The following is a 16,423-nucleotide window of genomic DNA, read 5'->3' on the forward strand; positions in this document are numbered from 1 at the left end:
AATGAGGCAAACCGCATGAGACGCTCCAGAGCCGAGACAGACGCCAGCCACAACAAGCTGAGCCGCCGTGCGGCCCTGTTGGGCGGAGCGCAACTGTTGTTCATGGGCGGTCTGGCCGCGCGCATGCGCTATCTTCAGGTGGATCAAGCCGATCAGTTTCGCCTGCTCGCAGAAGAAAACCGCATCAACATCCGCTTGATTCCCCCGAAGCGGGGCGAAATTTTTGACCGCAACGGCGTGCGTCTGGCGCAGAATGATCCCAGCTACCGCATCGTGCTGGTCCGTGAGGATGCCCCCGACCCCGAGGCGGTTCTGCTGCGCGTGGCCGAATTGATCAATCTTACGCCTGAACAAACCGAAAAAGCGCTCAACGAGATGCGCACTGCACAGCGGTTTTTGCCTATCGCCATCGCCGAAAACGTCAGCTGGGACGCCGTGAGCGCGGTATCCGTCAATGCGCCTGCCCTCCCCGGTGTCACCCCCGAAGTGGGCAGCACACGAGTTTACCCGCGCGGCTCCGACTTTGCCCATGTGGTGGGCCGTGTCGGTGCGGTCAGTAAAAAAGATCTCGACGAATTGGAAAACCCCGATGCGGTTTTGCGTATCCCGCGCTTCCAGATCGGTCGCATCAATGTAGAGGCACGCGAAGAGGCGCTGCTGCGCGGTGTTGCGGGCACCAAACAGGTCGAGGTCAACGCCACGGGCCGCGTCATGCGCGAACTCGAGCGCCGCGAGGGCCAATCAGGTGCCGCGCTGCAATTGACCGTCGATGCCGAGCTGCAAAACTATGTGCAGGCGCGCCTGTCAGGCGAAAGTGCGGCCGTGGTCATCATTGATTGCGACTCCGGTGACATTCTGGCCAATTGCTCGGCTCCATCATATGATCCGAACCTGTTTATCGGCGGGATTTCCTCCAAGGACTACAACCCGCTGCTCAATGACAAATACCGCCCGCTGGTCAACAAGACTGTGCAGGGTGCTTACCCCCCCGGCTCGACCTTCAAGATGATGACCGCCATGGCCGCGATCGAAGCGGGCATTATCAATCCGGACGAGACCGTCTATTGCCCCGGCCATCTGGAAGTCGGCGGGCGGCGGTTCCACTGTTGGAAACGGGCGGGCCACGGCTGGGTCGATCTGGAAACCTCGCTAAAGCAATCATGCGATGTGTATTACTATGATCTGGCTCTCAAGGTCGGGATCGAAAAAATTTCGGCCATGTCCCAACGCTTTGGCCTTGGCATCAAACATGATCTGGCGCTCAGCTCGGTCAACTCGGGGCTGACACCGACAAAGGAATGGAAGCGCGCCAATCGCGGTGAGGAATGGGTGATCGGGGATACGGTCAACGCCTCTATCGGGCAGGGTTTTATGCTGGCCTCACCGATGCAGCTGGCCGTGATGACCGCACGTCTGGCCACAGGACGGGAAGTGACCCCGCGTCTGGTCAAAAACGTCGATGGGCAGGAACAGCAGATCAAGGGCAACGCCCCGCTGGATATGAAAGAAAGCAGCCTGCGCAACATGCGCAAAGCCATGTATGAGGTCGTCAACGACCGCCGCGGCACAGCATACCGCAGCCGCATCATCGCCGACGGGCTGCGCATGGCTGGCAAAACGGGCACATCTCAGGTCCGCTCGGCCGTGGTCAACAACAGCGAAGTCCCTTGGGAGCAGCGCGACCATGCCCTGTTTGTGGCTTTTGCCCCTTATGACAAACCGCGCTTTGCCTGCGCGGTTCTGGTTGAACACGGCGGCGGCGGCTCCAAGGCGGCGGCCCCGATCGGACGCGATGTGTTGTTGCAGGCCCTCTATAACGGTGAGCCTCCGCTCGAAGCATATCCGACCGCTGACCGCGCCACCATCAAGACCCAGCAGCGACGCCTCAGAGACGTACAGCCCCAAGCGCGCATCAAGGCAAGCAAGGATCAGGCATGAGTTATCTTGAATATAGCGTCAAATCTGTCCCCACTGGTTTGCGTAAAATACTGTTCCTCAACTGGCCATTGATCCTGCTGATCAGTGCCGTGGCGGGCTGCGGTTTTCTGATGCTTTATTCCGTGGCCGGTGGCGTCTATGGGCCATGGGCTGAACCACAGATGAAGCGCTTTGCCCTTGGGCTGATGTTGATGATCTCTGTCGGGCTGGTGCCGATCTGGATGTGGCGCAACCTTGCGGGGGTTGCCTATGCCGTGTCGGTTATGTTGCTCATCGGGGTCGAGCTGTTTGGCACAGTGGGCATGGGCGCGCAGCGGTGGATTGATCTGGGCGTTGTGCGGCTACAGCCCTCGGAAATGACCAAGATCACATTGGTGATGTTTCTGGCGGCCTATTATGACTGGTTGCCCGCGAAAAAAACTTCGCGGCCTTTGTGGGTTTTCCTCCCCTTGATGATCATCTTTGTACCCACCCTGCTGGTTCTCAAACAACCTGATCTGGGTACTGCCATTTTGCTGATGACGGCCGGTGGCGGGCTGATGTTTCTGGCGGGGGTCCACTGGGCCTATTTCGCCACTGTCATCGCGGCCGCAGGCGGATTGGTTACGGCGGTGTTCCAATCCCGCGGCACCCCTTGGCAGATGATCAAAGACTACCAGTTCCGCCGCATTGATACCTTCCTTGATCCAAGCTCGGACCCGCTGGGCGCAGGCTATCACATCACCCAATCCAAGATTGCCTTGGGGTCGGGTGGCTGGACCGGACGCGGCTTTATGCAAGGTACGCAGTCGCGGCTGAATTTCCTACCTGAAAAGCACACCGACTTTATCTTTACCACGCTGGCCGAAGAATTCGGTTTTGTCGGCGGCTTTTCCTTGCTCGTTCTTTACGCGCTGATCATCGCCTTTTGCGTTTTCTCGGCAGTGATCAACAAGGACAGGTTTTCCTCGCTGCTTACGCTTGGAATTGCACTGAACTTCTTTTTGTTCTTTGCGGTCAACATGTCCATGGTGATGGGGCTTGCCCCTGTTGTCGGTGTTCCGCTACCGCTGGTCAGCTATGGCGGATCTGCGATGCTGGTGTTGATGCTGGCCTTCGGGCTGGTACAGTCCTCGCATGTGCACAGACCGCGCTAACCCTACAGAAAGCTCTACATGTCCATTTTCCACTTCGCGTTCAACGTGATCGACCTTGATCAGACACGCGCCTTTTACGGTGGCCTGCTTGGCTGCAGCGAGGGGCGCAGCACGGATACCTGGGTTGATTTCGACTTTTTCGGACATCAATTGTCCTGCCATCTGGGCACGCCCATGTCCGTGGCCGCCACCGGTCTTGTCGGTGAGCACAAGGTGCCCATGCCGCATTTCGGCATTGTATTGCCCTATGCCCAATGGCGCGCGCTGGCCGACCATCTTACGGCTGAAGGGGTGGATTTTATCCTCGCGCCACAGACCCGGTTTGCTGGTGAGCCCGGTGAGCAGTCAACTATGTTCTTCACCGACCCTTCCGGAAACCCGATAGAGGTCAAAGGCCTTGCCGACATGAATGGAGCTTTTGCCACATGATCAACCTACTGTTTGCTGCCCGTACCAAGCGTTGGGAAATCTACGAGGCCCCCCTTCGCAGCGCTCTGGAGGCCGCAGGTATTGAGGCAAATCTTGCGCAGGATATCGCGCCTGATCAAGTCGACTATATCATCTATGCCCCCGACAGTGATCTGCAGGATTTCACCCCTTACACCCGCGCGAAAGCGGTGCTGAACCTATGGGCCGGGGTCGAGCAGATCACCGGTAACGAGACCCTGAAGATACCACTGGCGCGGATGGTTGATCCTGGCCTTACCAAAGGCATGGTAGAATGGGTCACAGGGCATGTGATGCGCTATCATCTGGGCATGGATGCGCATATCGTGAATCCTGATCGCGCGTGGCAGACGGTGGCGCCGCCGCTGGCGCAGGAACGTGATGTGGTGATCCTTGGCCTTGGCGCGCTGGGGACGGCCTGCGCAGAAATGTTGCTGACATTGGGCTTTCGCGTCACGGGATGGTCACGCAGCCCCAAGAACGTCGAGGGTGTGACCTGCCTGCATGGCGCTGACGGGTTGGCCCAGGCATTGTCGCAGGCGCAGATTTTGGTGACGTTGCTGCCAGACACTGCCGCTACAACAAATATCATCGACGCAGCCGCGCTGGCCGCCATGCCGCAGGGCGCGTTCATCATCAACCCCGGACGGGGGCCGCTGATCGACGATGACGCGCTGCTGACTGCTCTTGATACAGGGCATATCGCCCATGCGACGCTAGATGTTTTCCGCATCGAGCCACTGCCGCAGGACCACCCCTATTGGGCACACCCGCATGTCACGGTCACGCCCCACATCGCCGCAGAGACCCGCGCGATCACCGCAAGTGAGGTGATCGTCGAGAACATCCGGCGTGGTGAAGCGGGCCTGCCCTACCTCAACCTCGTGGACCGCGCGCTGGGGTATTAAGCCGCCAGCCCGCGCCCTTTGAGAAGTGCCTCGACCCCCGGCAGCCGGCCGCGGAACGCGACATAAAGCTCGGCTGCATCACGGCTGCCTCCGGTAGAGAGAATATGATCCTCAAGCGCCTTCGCGCGCTCGGGGTCAAAGGCACCGCCGGCTTCTTCGAATGCCTCGAACGCGTCTGCGTCCATGACTTCGGACCACATGTAGCTGTAGTAGCCGCTGGAATACCCGTCGCCGGAGAACACATGCGCAAACTGCGGTGTGGCATGGCGCATGGTAATGGCAGAGGGCATGCCAATTCCGGCCAATACCTCACCCTGTTTCGCCATAACATCCGCCGGTGCCTCGCCCTCGTGGAAGGACAGATCAACCAGTGCCGAGGCCACATATTCCACCGTGGCAAACCCCATATCAAAGGTCGCAGCGCCCAGCACTTTGTCCAGCATTTCACGCGGCATCGCCTCGCCGGTTTTGGCGTGGGTGGCGAATTCCTCCAGCACTTCGGGCACTTCCAGCCAGTGCTCATACAACTGGCTTGGCAGCTCGACAAAGTCCCGTGCCACTGAGGTGCCGGAAATGCTTTCATAGGTCACATTGGACAGCATCTGGTGCAGCGCATGGCCGAATTCATGGAACAAGGTGCGCGCATCGTCATAAGACAACAGCGCAGGATCACCCTTGGCAAAGTTGCACACATTGATGACCACAGGCGTCTGAACCTTCGGGAACTTCGCCTGCGAACGCATCGCCGAACACCACGCGCCAGAGCGTTTTGAGCCGCGCGCGAAATAATCACCGATAAAGACAGCCACATGTTCGCCATTGCGCGTGACCTCCCACGCGCGGCAATCCGCGTGATACAGCGGCACGTCGAGCGGTTTGAACTCCAGCCCGAACAGCCGTGTGGCACAAGAAAACGAAGCCTCGATCATACGATCGAGCTGGAAATACGGCTTGAGCGTTGCCTCATCCAGATCATGTTCAGCGGCGCGGCGGATCTGCGCGTAATAGCGCCAGTCCCACGGGGCCAGATCACCGTTCACACCGTCCGCGTGCATCATCAGGGTCAGGATTTCCGCGTCGGCATTGGCTTGGGCCTTGGCCGGTTCCCAAACCTGCATCAGCAAATCGCGCACGGCCTCAGGCGTCTTGGCCATTTCTGTCTCGAGCTTGTAGTCGGCAAAGCTGTCATAGCCCAACAACGCCGCACGCTCTTTGCGCAGGGCCAGTGTTTCGGCCGCAATGGCGCGGTTGTCGGTCTCGCCCCCATTGGCACCACGTGCTTCCCACGCTTTGAACGCGCGCTCGCGCAGATCGCGGCGCGGGCTGAATTGCAAAAATGGCGTAATGAGCGACCGCGACAGCGTAACCACGGGGCCGCCTGTTTTTTTCTCTTCGCCTGCAGCACGGGCCGCATCCACAACAAAATCTGGAAGGCCTTCCAGATCAGCCTCCTCCAACTTCATGACCCAGCTACGTTCATCGCTCAGCAGGTTTTGCGTGAATTGCGTACCCAGCACCGCCAGACGGCCTTTGATCTCTTTCATGCGCGCCTCGTCTGCGCCGGTCAGCGCCACACCTGCGCGCACAAAACCGCGATGCTCCAACATCAACACGCGCTCTTGCTCCGGGGTCAGGTCAAGCGTTTCGCGGGCATCCCAAACGGTTTTAAACCGCGCATAGAGGTCTTTGTTGGACGATATCTCGGAGAAATGCGCCGAAAGAAGGGGAGAGAAATCGCGCTGCAATGCTTCGCGGGCGGGCGTGCTGTCGGCGCCTGCCACAGTGTAGAACGTGCCCAATACCTGATTAAGAAAATGACCCGTCTTTGCTGAAGCCTCAACCGTATTGGCAAATGTCGCTGGCTCGGGGTTATTGGCGATGGCCTCCATCTCGGCCTTGTGGGCGGCAAGCGCCTCTTCAAGGGCGGGGGCGAAATCTTCGTCCGAAATCTGGTCGAAGGGGGCGATACCAAATGGCGTGGTCCAGTCTTGCAACAGCATGTTCATTACAGGGTCTCCTTTACGCTCAAGCTAGGGGCGCAAACAGGCCGTTACAATGACGCGCGACGGGTTTGTGCACAAATCGGGCAATCCGCCCGCGGGGCGATGCGGATTGTACGGTTCTCACCGTAGAGAGCATCATAGATTAGCATTTGTCCCCGCAACGGCTTGCCTGCCCCTGTCAGAACCTTCACCGCCTCAACGGCCATCATTGTGCCGACCACGCCGGGCAAGGGCCCGATCACCCCCGCCTCGGCGCAACTGGGTGCCAGATGCGCGGAAGGTGCGGCGGGAAAAATGCATTGGTAGCACGGCGCACCATTGGCGGGGTCAAACACGCTCAGCTGCCCTTCCCACTGGCTCAGCGCGCCGGAAATAAGCGGAATGCCTGCAGCCGCGCAAGTAGCGTTGACCAGATAGCGGGTGTCGAAATTATCGGTCCCGTCAAGAACCAGATCATAATCGGCAATCAGCTCTGGCGCGATGTCTTGGGTTAGTCTGCGGTTATAGGGGCGCACCTCGACAAAGGGGTTTTGCGCCTCCATCTCTGCTTGGGCCGAGAAGACTTTGGCCATGCCGATGGAGGCGTCTTTGTGGATGACCTGACGGTGGAGGTTGGTGTTCTCGACCGTGTCCGCATCAATCACCCCGATCCGCCCGACACCCGCAGCGGCCAGATACATCAACGCAGGCGCGCCCAGCCCCCCTGCACCGACCACCAGAACACGCGCCTGTTTGAGCGACTTCTGCCCCGCGCCACCTACTTCGCGCAGCACAATATGGCGCGCATATCGGTGTAGCTCGATCTCGGTAAAGCGATCAGGCGTGGTTGCCGGTGGCGAGGCCTTTTGTTCATCAACACCGGTTTTGGCGCGCAGCCTCGCAATCATCCGCGCATAGGCCCACACCCCGATACCAAAGACGCAAAGGATCAGCCACAAGGCCGCGCTGCCACCTGTGGCCGCTCGCAACGCATGACCTTGAGGAAAGATAAGCTGGATGACTATAGCTGCAATAACCAGCAGCCCGATCATGATCCAGCGCGCGGATCGCGGCGTGTGCATCATCGCCCCTACAGCCCAAATCACCGCAGCAAGAATTACAACAAGCACGCCATCACTCCTTTGACGGGACGCATTCACGATCCGCCACATAGATTATTTCGCCCTCGGGGCCATGCAACTGTGTAGTCATCACGCCTTACCTTGTCCCCGTCGAGCCAAAGCCCGCACTCCCGCGCGCCGTGTCAGACAATGTATCAACCTCGACCATAGCAACGCGCAGAACCGGTGCAATGACGGCCTGTGCAATCCGGTCCCCGTGTTGGATCACAAAAGGGTCATCCCCCATATTCATCAGCGCAACCTTGACCTCACCGCGATAATCCTCGTCCACTGTTCCGGGGCTGTTGGGCACCATGATCCGCGAACGGGTCGCCAGCCCCGAGCGCGGCCTGATCTGCATCTCGGTGTGTGCAGGCAAGGCTACAGCAAAGCCCGTGGGCACCAACGCCACAGCACCCACTGCGATTGTCATCGGTCCCGCGGGCAAGCAGGCGCGCAGATCCATGCCTGCAGCCCCTGCTGTCGCATAGGCCGGTAAAGGCAAGTCATTCTCGGGCAGCAACCGCTTGAATTCGAGCGTCATGCGGGATTGGTCACTCATTGTGCAATCGCCTGAGTAATGCGCTGCGCCAGCTTTTGTGCCACAGCGTCCTTCCCCATACGCGGCCATGTCTCGCTCCCTGCATCATTTATCAGGGTTACCGCATTCTCGGTCCCTCCCATGATCCCCGTTGCGGGAGACACGTCATTGGCCACGATCCAGTCGCAGCCTTTGCGCAGGCGCTTTGCGGTGGCATTTTCGATCACGTCATCCGTCTCGGCTGCAAAACCGATCACCAAAGGCGGGCGCCCTGTGGCCATCCTGCTTATCTCTTGCAGGATGTCGGGGTTTTCGGTGAACTCCAGAACCGGCAAGCCGTCCTTGGTCTTTTTCAGCTTCCGGTCAGAGGCCGAGCTGACCCGCCAGTCCGCAACAGCGGCGGCAAATATGGCGGCATCAACGGGCAAAGCAGCCTCAACCGCGTCTTTCATCTGTTGCGCGGTTTGCACCGGCACCACCTCGACACCATCAGGCGGCGGCACATCGGCCGGACCTGTGACAAACACCACATGCGCCCCCAGCCCCGCAAGCGCACGCGCAATCGCGGTGCCTTGCGCCCCGCTGGAGCGGTTCGCGATGTAGCGCACGGGATCAATTGGTTCATGCGTGGGGCCAGAAGTCACCAACACGCGCCGCCCTTCAAGCGGCCCCTGCATCAGCGCGGCCTCGACCGCCGCCACGATCTCCAACGGTTCGGACATCCGGCCCGGACCATGCTCGCCGCAGGCCATATCGCCATCGTTCGGGCCAACGACCGCAATACCATCTTCGCCCAGTGTTTTCAGGTTCCGCTGGGTTGCCGGATGCTCCCACATGCGGACATTCATCGCAGGTACAATCATCACCGGCGTATCGGTGGCCAGTAACAGCGTCGAGGCCAGATCATTGGCCAAACCGCCGGCCATCTTGGCCATCAGGTCTGCGGTAGCCGGCGCGACAACCACCAGATCCGCCACGCGGCTGAGCTGGATATGGCCCATTTCGGCCTCATCTCCGAGGTCGAACAGGTCGCGGTAGACCTTGCTGCCTGCCAAAGCCGAAACCGAAAGCGGCGTGACGAACTCTTCGCCCGCGCGGGTCAAAACAGGGGTCACCACGGCACCGCGTTCGCGCAGCCGCCGGATCAGGTCCAGCGATTTGAATGCCGCGATACCGCCGCCAATGATCAGCAGAATATGTTTGCCCGCTAGCATGATACGCCCCTTAACCGCCGCGTGAAATCATGCTCAACATAGGCGGCACGGCGCAGCAGCACCAGACCCTACTGATTGAACGCCGCGCACGGATCGTCACGGTCCGGAGCGGGCGCGTCGAGGGTCAAGGTAAAGCTGCCAGCCACCTCTGCACCCTCTTCTCCCTGTGCCAGAGCAAAGACCGAGACATCGGGCACCGCCTTGGCCAGAAGCGCGGGTACACCCCAATCCGGACGCGCATGGCCATTGCCGGTGATTACCACAACAGGACCGCCAGTTGCCTGTAATGCGCGTAAGGTCACGTCGGCCAATTCCAGATCACGCAACCGCTGCGCATTGACCATCACCGGCAACATTTCAACGGGCAACGCACCGCAATGCGCCGCAGCTTGCAATGCCTCGCGGGCGCTCTGCTCGTCCGGACCGGCTGGAGCGTCCAACCCAAAGCGACCCGCTTGGGGGTGGGCTGCCAACGGGGTTTGCAATGATTTGCGCAATGCCTCCCGCGGGACCCCGGCACCGTAAACAACGGCCGCGGGGGCTGCGGCAAAGATGGGGTAATAAAGATCAAATGAAGGCCAAGACGTCTCGGACCACCCGATCAGCGCATCAAGCCCTGCCTGATCCCGCCATGGGGCCGCCGCCCGCGCGCCCTGGCTTGGGGTTAACATCTCGAACACCAAAGCTTTGGGGGCCAGTGCGGCGACCCATTCCGCCTGTCGCACATGATGGGCGGGGTTATCGTGTTGCTCGCCCAATATCACGATCTGCGCCTGACGCGCCTGCTGGGGTATCTCTGCCTGTGCAGAACACGCAAAAAGCGCGGCCCACAGAGCCACGCCAAAGCTTGTTAAATTCGGGAAGGACACCATCAATTCAGGAAATGGAACACTTCCTGAGACTGCATTTCCAGCGACTTACGCATTTTCTGGAACGCCGCGGCTTCCAGCTGGCGCACCCGCTCTTTGCTCAGGCTCAGCTCTTGACCAAGGCTTTCTAGCGTGCGCGGCACATCGCGCAGCTTGCGCTCGCGGATGATAAAATGCTCACGCTCGTTCAATGCTGACATGGCAGATACCAACCACGCGCGCAGCTGCGCTGTGTCATGGCTAAGCTCGACGGTTTCTGCCGCTTGCGCGCTGTCGTCTTCCAGCGCATCAATCCATTCACGCCCTTCATCCTCGGCCGATTGGGTCGCATTGAGCGAATAATCAGAACCCGACAGACGCCCCTCCATCATCTCGACATCATGCAGCGGCACACCAATTTCGGTCGAGATCATCTGACGCAACTGGTGCCGGTCAAGCTCTTCTCCAGCGGAAGCCGCCTCACGCTCGAGCCGTGCCTGTACGCGGCGCATGTTGAAGAAAAGTGATTTCTGGGAAGAGGTGGAACCGGTCCGGACCATAGACCAATTGCGCATGACATGATCCTGAATAGATGCCTTGATCCACCAAACTGCGTATGTGGAGAACCTTACACCGCGATCAGGGTCGAATTTATCCGCGGCCTTCATCAGACCCAGCCCTGCCTCTTGAATCAAATCATTCATCGGCGCGCCATAGCGTTTGAATTTTGCCGCCATGGAAATGGCCAAGCGCATATAGGCGTTAATCAAGCGGTGCAGGGATTCCTCATCCCGCTCGTCCCGCCAAGCATATGCCAACTTCAATTCCGTGTCCGCATCCAAAAGCTCTGCTTTCATCGCGGTGCGTGTGAGTGAAAAATCTTGCGCAATGCCAAGTGCCATCAAATCCGTCTCCCTGGGTGGAATGGTCACCTTGCAGTGACACGTTGTAATGATTACGCATGAGCAGACAAAAGGTTCACGCAAGGATGAAAAAAATGTTGTCACAAGGCAGTTTCATTCTAGGAGGGGCCGCGTCCGGCAAATCGCTTTGGGCAGAAAATCTAATACTTTCCAGTAACTTAAACCCGATCTACCTAGCCACAGGCCGGATTGAAGATCAGGAAGTTCAATTGCGCGTTAATGTGCATAAAGAACGCCGCGACGCTCGTTGGACCACAATCGAAGAGCCGCTGGATCTGGGTCCTGCGCTGCGATCCTTGACGCCGCAAACCCCTGTTCTGGTCGACTGTGCGACGATGTGGCTCAGCAATCAGATGATGGCCGAGGCTGATCTGGATTTGGCTACACAAGAACTCGTGCAGGCCTTGCGCGACTGCCGGGCACCTTGGGTGATTGTATCAAACGAGGTCGGCCATGGTATTGTGCCCGACAACAGACTGGCCCGCGCCTTTCGTGAAGCGCAAGGGCGGTTGAATATCGCCTTGGCCGCCGAGGCGGATTTGGCTGTCATGGTCATCGCAGGGCTGCCCCAAGTCCTAAAGGGCCAGTTGCCGTGACCACTTGGCATTGGGTCCGCCATGGACCGACCCACGAAAAATCGTTTGTCGGGTGGCGCGATGTGCCTGCTGACCTCTCTGACACGGACCTGATTGCACGTGTGCGCGACCATTTACCAAAAACGGCGCTGCTGGTGTCTTCCGACCTATGCCGGTCTACGGCGACCGCAGATGCCCTGGCAGGCGCGGATCATACCCGTTTGCCCAATGACCTCGCCCTGCGGGAGATTAATTTTGGCGTCTGGGACGGCATGCGGTTTGACGCAGTAGCAGCCCGCGATCCCGAACTGAGCCTTGCTTTTTGGGAGCAGCCCGGCGATGTCCGCGCGCCCAACGGCGAAAGCTGGAATGAGACAATGGCGCGGGTCAATGCCGCCGTGGACCGAATGAACGCAGCCCATCCTGACGGCCATATTATTGCCGTGGCACATTTCGGCGTGATCCTGACACAGGTCCAGCGTGCTCTGCGCGTATCCGCCTATAGGGCAATGGCCCATAAGATCGACAATATCTCGGTCACGACCCTGCGCCACAAAGGTGCGGATGTTTGGGACGCAGTGCAGATCAATCATCTGCCGTGATATCAAATGCCACCGTTTTGAATTTGTCTGCGCCGTGCAAAATCACTTAGGTAAAGCGCATGACATATAAACTTTATATCGGTGACCGCCTCTTTTCGAGCTGGTCCTTACGCGGCTGGCTGATGCTGCATAAATTCGACCTCCCCTTCGAAGAACACCTCGTTGGGCTCTACAGCGGCACCATGGCGCAGGATCTCGCTTCAATGGCTCCTGCGCGGTTGGTTCCCGCCATGCGCACGCCCGAAGGGGAAGTGATCGGAGAAAGCCTCGCCATGGCCGAAACACTGGCCGAACGGCACCCGACCGCAGGCCTTTGGCCCCGAGACGCCGCAGCGCGCAGCCGTGCACGATGGCTTTGCGCAGAGATGGTTGCGGGTTTTATGGCGCTGCGCGGAGAATGTCCGATGCAGCTGGCCCATGTCGATGCTGATTTCCTCCCCTCTGATGCTGTTAAAGCCGACCTGGCCCGCATCGAAACGATTTGGGCTTTTGCCCGCGAGAAAGCCACCGAGGGGCCGTGGCTTTTCGGGGCCTATTCGCTTGCTGATGTGTTTTATGCGCCTGTTTGCGCGAGAATTGTCGGGTACAATCTATCTGTATCGCAAACTGCGCGCGACTATTGCACCGCAACACTCAGCGATCCGGCGTTTGGGCAATGGCGGGTTGAAGGGCTCAAACAAGATTATAATCCCTTCCCCTATCCCCCTGTCGGACGCATTACCGATTGGCCGGCGCAGGGCTAAAGCCCCAGATCCATTAACCATTCCTAAAGACTCACCCGTCTACCATTAACCCGGTGGTAAGGATGGCTCAGGCACATGGTCGCACGCGCATATAGTGTTGCATTTCAAGGAATTGAGGCACGCATGGTTGAGGTGCAATGCGCGGTGACGCCCGGCTTGCCCGCCTTTTCCATCGTCGGCCTGCCGGACAAGGCCGTCTCCGAAGCGCGTGACCGCGTCCGCACAGCCATGACCTCAATGGGAATTGCACTCCCCTCCAAACGCATCACGATCAATCTAAGCCCTGCGGACCTGCCTAAGGAAGGCAGTCATTTTGACCTTCCCATCGCGCTGGCATTGCTGGCTGCGATGGATATCCTTCCAAAGGATGTGATCGAAACGGTCGTAGCTTTGGGTGAGATGTCTCTTGATGGCTCCCTTGTGCCGGTGGTTGGCGCCTTGCCTGCAGCCATGGCCGCCGCCCAAGAACAACGCAGCCTGCTATGCCCGCAAGGGTCGGGCGCGGAAGCCGCGTGGGTCAACGCTTGTCAGGTCATCGGCGCGGCCTCTTTGGGTGACGTGGTCCGCCACTACACAGGCCAGGTCCCCATTCCCCCTGCCGAGCCGGGCGAAATCACCCTCCAACCCCACGCCCGTGACCTGCGCGAGGTCAAAGGACAGGAGCGCGCAAAGCGGGCGTTGGAAATTGCCGCCGCCGGACGTCATCATTTGATGATGGTCGGGACACCCGGCTCGGGGAAATCCATGCTCGCCGCACGGCTACCCGGCATCCTCCCCCCTCTCAGCGCGACCGAAGCCCTTGGCACGTCAATGATCCATTCGCTTGCAGGGCTACTGAACGAAGGCGGGATCTCGCGGGAGCGACCCTTTCGGGAACCTCACCATACCGCGTCCATGGCTGCGATCATCGGCGGCGGTCGCACGGCCAAACCCGGTGAGGTCAGCCTTGCACATAACGGTGTGCTTTTCATGGATGAATTTCCAGAGTTCCCCCGCAACGTGCTTGAAACCCTGCGCCAACCGATTGAGACGGGCGAAGTCATGATTAGCCGCGCCAATGCCCATGTGAAATACCCCTGCCGCTTTATGCTAGTGGCCGCAGCGAACCCCTGCAAATGCGGGTATCTGCCCGATCCTGCGCGTGCCTGTGCCCGTGTGCCGGTCTGTGGCGAAGAATATATGGCCCGCATTTCCGGCCCGCTGATGGATCGCTTTGACTTGCGCGTGGATGTCCCGCCAGTGGCCTATACCGACCTTGACCTGCCCGCCTCCGGCGACAGCTCGGTCGAGGTCGCAGCCCGCGTAGCGCAGGCCCGCATCGTCCAACAAACCCGGTTTGCCGCGCAAGCTGATATGCTTTGCAATGCCGACGCACAGGGCGACATCCTAGAGCAAATGGCAGCCCCTGACAGCGAGGGGCGCGCGTTGCTGATGCGCGCAGCACAGCGGTTCAACCTGTCTGCGCGTGGCTATCACCGCGTTCTGCGCGTGGCGCGCACGATTGCGGATTTGGACGGGTCAGAAGATGTGCGCAAACCACATGTCGCCGAAGCCGTCAGCTTTCGGATGCCCAGCCCTGTTGTCGCTTGATCCAAATCGCCAAGCGATCCAACGTGGCGCGCGCTTCGGGTAGTATATTGTGGAAAAAGGGCCAGACGTGAGGCAGATCATGCGCGACATGCAGCTCTGCCGCTACGGCGTGATCAGTCATACGGGCCACCAAACGGCGCGCATCATCAAGCAAAATCTCGGTATCCCCTACAGTGACCCACGCAGGGGGCGCGCCGTGAAAATCCCCATACAGCGGACTGACCCGCGGCTCCTGCGCCGACGCGCCGCGCAGGAATAGCCCTGCCAGCTCGCCCGCACGTTCAGCGGGCAAAACCACATCCGCCTGTGCATTTGTGCGAAAACTGTCACCGCTATGGGTTAAATCGGTCAACGGGGAGAAACCGAAAACAGCCCCCGGCAGTGCTGCCTTTTCCGCGCAAAGCGATGCCACCAATCCAAAAGCCAGCGCGCCGCCCGCGCTGTCCCCGCCCAGCACCACATCATCCGGATTTACCCCCCCAGCGACAAGGCCTTCCCATGCAGCCCTCACATCATCCGGTGCCGCGGGATACGGTGCCTCGGGCGCAAGCCTGTACCGGGGCAGAACGGCCACCGCCCCTAAACGCTGTGCAAGGCTTGCGGCCATCGCCTGATGCGTAGCCGGGCTGCCAAAGACAAAGCCGCCTCCGTGGATGTAGAACAGCACACGCGCCCGTTGTGCGCCGGGGCAGGTGAGCTCAAGGCAGTCGATACCGCCGATGGTCACCCATTTGCGCTGCATCCCACGTGGGCCGCGGAAAAACAGCCGTGACTGTTGCTCCAAAGCGCGCCGCAAGCCTTGAGGCGTTGCACGGGCCATGCGCCGCTTTTCCACGGCCTTCAACCATGGATTAAGCAAGCGGCGCATAAGGCTCATCCGCGTTTAGCTTCGATGACTTCCCAGATTTTGGCTGCGATGTTCACGCCGTCAAAACGCTCAAGCTCTTGAATACCGGTGGGGGAGGTGACGTTAATTTCGGTCAGATAATCACCAATGACATCAATCCCTACAAACACCTGCCCCTTCTCCTTGAGCACACCACCAATGCGCGCGCAAATTTCGCGATCACGGGCAGTCAGGCCGACTTTCTCGGGGCGTCCGCCCACATGCATGTTTGATCGCGTCTCGCCCTCGGCGGGCACGCGGTTGATGGCGCCCACCGGCTCCCCATCAACAAGGATGACGCGTTTGTCCCCCTTGGACACATCCGGCAAAAACTTTTGGACAATAAGTGGCTCACGGGAAAATCCGGTGAAAAGCTCGTGCAGTGAGCTGAGGTTGCGATCATCGCGCGTCAGCTTGAAAACGCCAGCACCGCCGTTGCCATACAGCGGCTTGAGGATGACATCACCGTGCTTTTCCTTGAACGCCTTGATCGTTTCCAGATCGCGCGCGATGGTGGTCGGCGGGGTCAGATCAGGGAAATCCAGCACCAACAACTTTTCAGGATAATTACGAACCCAGAACGGGTCATTCACCACAAGCGTCGTATCGGAAATCCGGTCCAACAGATGCGTCAATGTAATGTAATGCATGTCGAACGGCGGATCCTGACGCAGCCAGACCACGTCGAATTCCGACAGATCCACCTCACGCATCTCGCCCAGAATGGCAGGTTTTTCCGCCACCCGCTGCACTGTCATATCCTGACCGCGCGCGGTGATGCGCCCCTCTTGATAGGCTAAACTGTCTGGCAAATAGAAAAACAGCGTATGGCCGCGGGCCTGTGCTTCTTCGGCCAAACGGAATGTGCTGTCTGCGTCGATGTTAACGTCCCCGATCGGGTCCATCTGGAAGGCAATTTTCATAGGTCTATCCTTACTGCTGCCATCTTGATGGCAAAGCAAGGCGTCC

At 59.4% G+C, this 16,423-nt stretch carries 16 protein-coding genes; 8 read left to right on the plus strand and 8 right to left on the minus strand.

Annotated features, from left to right (window positions below; genetic code table 11):
- The first annotated feature begins 15 nt into the window (after window positions 1-15).
- The 4 genes from mrdA to ABJM03_RS07945 are packed head-to-tail and all read left to right on the plus strand — an operon-like array spanning window position 16 to window position 4,429.
- Window positions 16-1,938, plus strand: a complete 1,923-nt coding sequence (mrdA, locus tag ABJM03_RS07930; RefSeq protein ID WP_348416869.1) for a penicillin-binding protein 2 — start codon at window positions 16-18, stop codon at window positions 1,936-1,938.
- Entirely contained in the window at window positions 1,935-3,074 is a 1,140-nt protein-coding gene (gene rodA, locus ABJM03_RS07935; RefSeq protein ID WP_348416870.1) for a rod shape-determining protein RodA, read from the plus strand. The genes mrdA and rodA overlap by 4 nt, the downstream gene beginning before the upstream one ends.
- Window positions 3,075-3,092: 18 nt before the next feature.
- Complete coding sequence (locus ABJM03_RS07940) at window positions 3,093-3,503, plus strand: VOC family protein (protein ID WP_348416871.1); 411 nt, start codon at window positions 3,093-3,095, stop codon at window positions 3,501-3,503.
- Window positions 3,500-4,429 (plus strand): glyoxylate/hydroxypyruvate reductase A, encoded by a 930-nt coding sequence (locus ABJM03_RS07945; protein ID WP_348416872.1) that lies wholly within the window; start codon window positions 3,500-3,502, stop codon window positions 4,427-4,429. The genes ABJM03_RS07940 and ABJM03_RS07945 overlap by 4 nt, the downstream gene beginning before the upstream one ends.
- Here ABJM03_RS07945 and ABJM03_RS07950 read toward each other — a convergent pair.
- The 6 genes from ABJM03_RS07950 to ABJM03_RS07975 all read right to left on the minus strand — a co-directional run bounded on the left by ABJM03_RS07950 (window position 4,426) and on the right by ABJM03_RS07975 (window position 11,037).
- The gene (locus tag ABJM03_RS07950; RefSeq protein WP_348416873.1) at window positions 4,426-6,435 is read right to left on the minus strand and encodes a M3 family metallopeptidase; all 2,010 of its coding nucleotides are present in this window, start codon (window positions 6,433-6,435) and stop codon (window positions 4,426-4,428) included. The two genes, ABJM03_RS07945 and ABJM03_RS07950, sit on opposite strands and share 4 nt — an antisense overlap.
- 44 nt (window positions 6,436-6,479) lie before the next feature.
- Window positions 6,480-7,496 (minus strand): molybdopterin-synthase adenylyltransferase MoeB, encoded by a 1,017-nt coding sequence (gene moeB / locus ABJM03_RS07955; RefSeq protein ID WP_348416941.1) that lies wholly within the window; start codon window positions 7,494-7,496, stop codon window positions 6,480-6,482.
- Window positions 7,497-7,629: 133 nt separating this feature from the next.
- Window positions 7,630-8,094, minus strand: coding sequence for a dUTP diphosphatase (gene dut / locus ABJM03_RS07960; RefSeq protein WP_348416874.1), 465 nt, complete (start codon window positions 8,092-8,094; stop codon window positions 7,630-7,632).
- Window positions 8,091-9,287 (minus strand): bifunctional phosphopantothenoylcysteine decarboxylase/phosphopantothenate--cysteine ligase CoaBC, encoded by a 1,197-nt coding sequence (gene coaBC, locus ABJM03_RS07965; protein WP_348416875.1) that lies wholly within the window; start codon window positions 9,285-9,287, stop codon window positions 8,091-8,093. The genes dut and coaBC overlap by 4 nt, the downstream gene beginning before the upstream one ends.
- Before the next feature lie 68 nt (window positions 9,288-9,355).
- Complete coding sequence (locus tag ABJM03_RS07970) at window positions 9,356-10,126, minus strand: ChaN family lipoprotein (RefSeq protein WP_348416876.1); 771 nt, start codon at window positions 10,124-10,126, stop codon at window positions 9,356-9,358.
- A gap of 32 nt (window positions 10,127-10,158) precedes the next feature.
- The gene (locus ABJM03_RS07975; RefSeq protein WP_348416877.1) at window positions 10,159-11,037 is read right to left on the minus strand and encodes an RNA polymerase factor sigma-32; all 879 of its coding nucleotides are present in this window, start codon (window positions 11,035-11,037) and stop codon (window positions 10,159-10,161) included.
- Window positions 11,038-11,132: 95 nt separating this feature from the next.
- Here ABJM03_RS07975 and cobU point away from each other — a divergent pair, with 95 nt between their 5' ends.
- The 4 genes from cobU to ABJM03_RS07995 all read left to right on the plus strand — a co-directional run bounded on the left by cobU (window position 11,133) and on the right by ABJM03_RS07995 (window position 14,568).
- On the plus strand, window positions 11,133-11,654 hold the full coding sequence (gene cobU, locus ABJM03_RS07980) for a bifunctional adenosylcobinamide kinase/adenosylcobinamide-phosphate guanylyltransferase (protein ID WP_348416878.1): 522 nt from the start codon (window positions 11,133-11,135) through the stop codon (window positions 11,652-11,654).
- Window positions 11,651-12,235 carry a histidine phosphatase family protein gene (locus ABJM03_RS07985; protein WP_348416879.1) on the plus strand — a complete coding sequence of 195 codons (585 nt, stop codon included), beginning with the start codon at window positions 11,651-11,653 and terminating at the stop codon, window positions 12,233-12,235. Before cobU ends, ABJM03_RS07985 begins: the two co-directional genes overlap by 4 nt.
- A 59-nt stretch (window positions 12,236-12,294) precedes the next feature.
- A complete protein-coding gene (locus ABJM03_RS07990) occupies window positions 12,295-12,978 on the plus strand; it encodes a glutathione S-transferase (protein WP_348416880.1) in 684 nt (227 codons plus the stop codon).
- Window positions 12,979-13,053: 75 nt separating this feature from the next.
- Window positions 13,054-14,568 (plus strand): YifB family Mg chelatase-like AAA ATPase, encoded by a 1,515-nt coding sequence (locus tag ABJM03_RS07995; RefSeq protein ID WP_348416881.1) that lies wholly within the window; start codon window positions 13,054-13,056, stop codon window positions 14,566-14,568.
- Here ABJM03_RS07995 and ABJM03_RS08000 read toward each other — a convergent pair.
- Both ABJM03_RS08000 and gshB read right to left on the minus strand, forming a co-directional pair.
- Window positions 14,534-15,436 (minus strand): alpha/beta hydrolase fold domain-containing protein, encoded by a 903-nt coding sequence (locus ABJM03_RS08000; protein WP_348416882.1) that lies wholly within the window; start codon window positions 15,434-15,436, stop codon window positions 14,534-14,536. The genes ABJM03_RS07995 and ABJM03_RS08000 overlap by 35 nt on opposite strands.
- A gap of 5 nt (window positions 15,437-15,441) precedes the next feature.
- Window positions 15,442-16,377 carry a glutathione synthase gene (gshB, locus tag ABJM03_RS08005; RefSeq protein WP_348416883.1) on the minus strand — a complete coding sequence of 312 codons (936 nt, stop codon included), beginning with the start codon at window positions 16,375-16,377 and terminating at the stop codon, window positions 15,442-15,444.
- Window positions 16,378-16,423 lie beyond the last annotated feature (46 nt).

The organism is Sulfitobacter sp. (assembly GCF_039977885.1).
Lineage (GTDB): Bacteria > Pseudomonadota > Alphaproteobacteria > Rhodobacterales > Rhodobacteraceae > Sulfitobacter.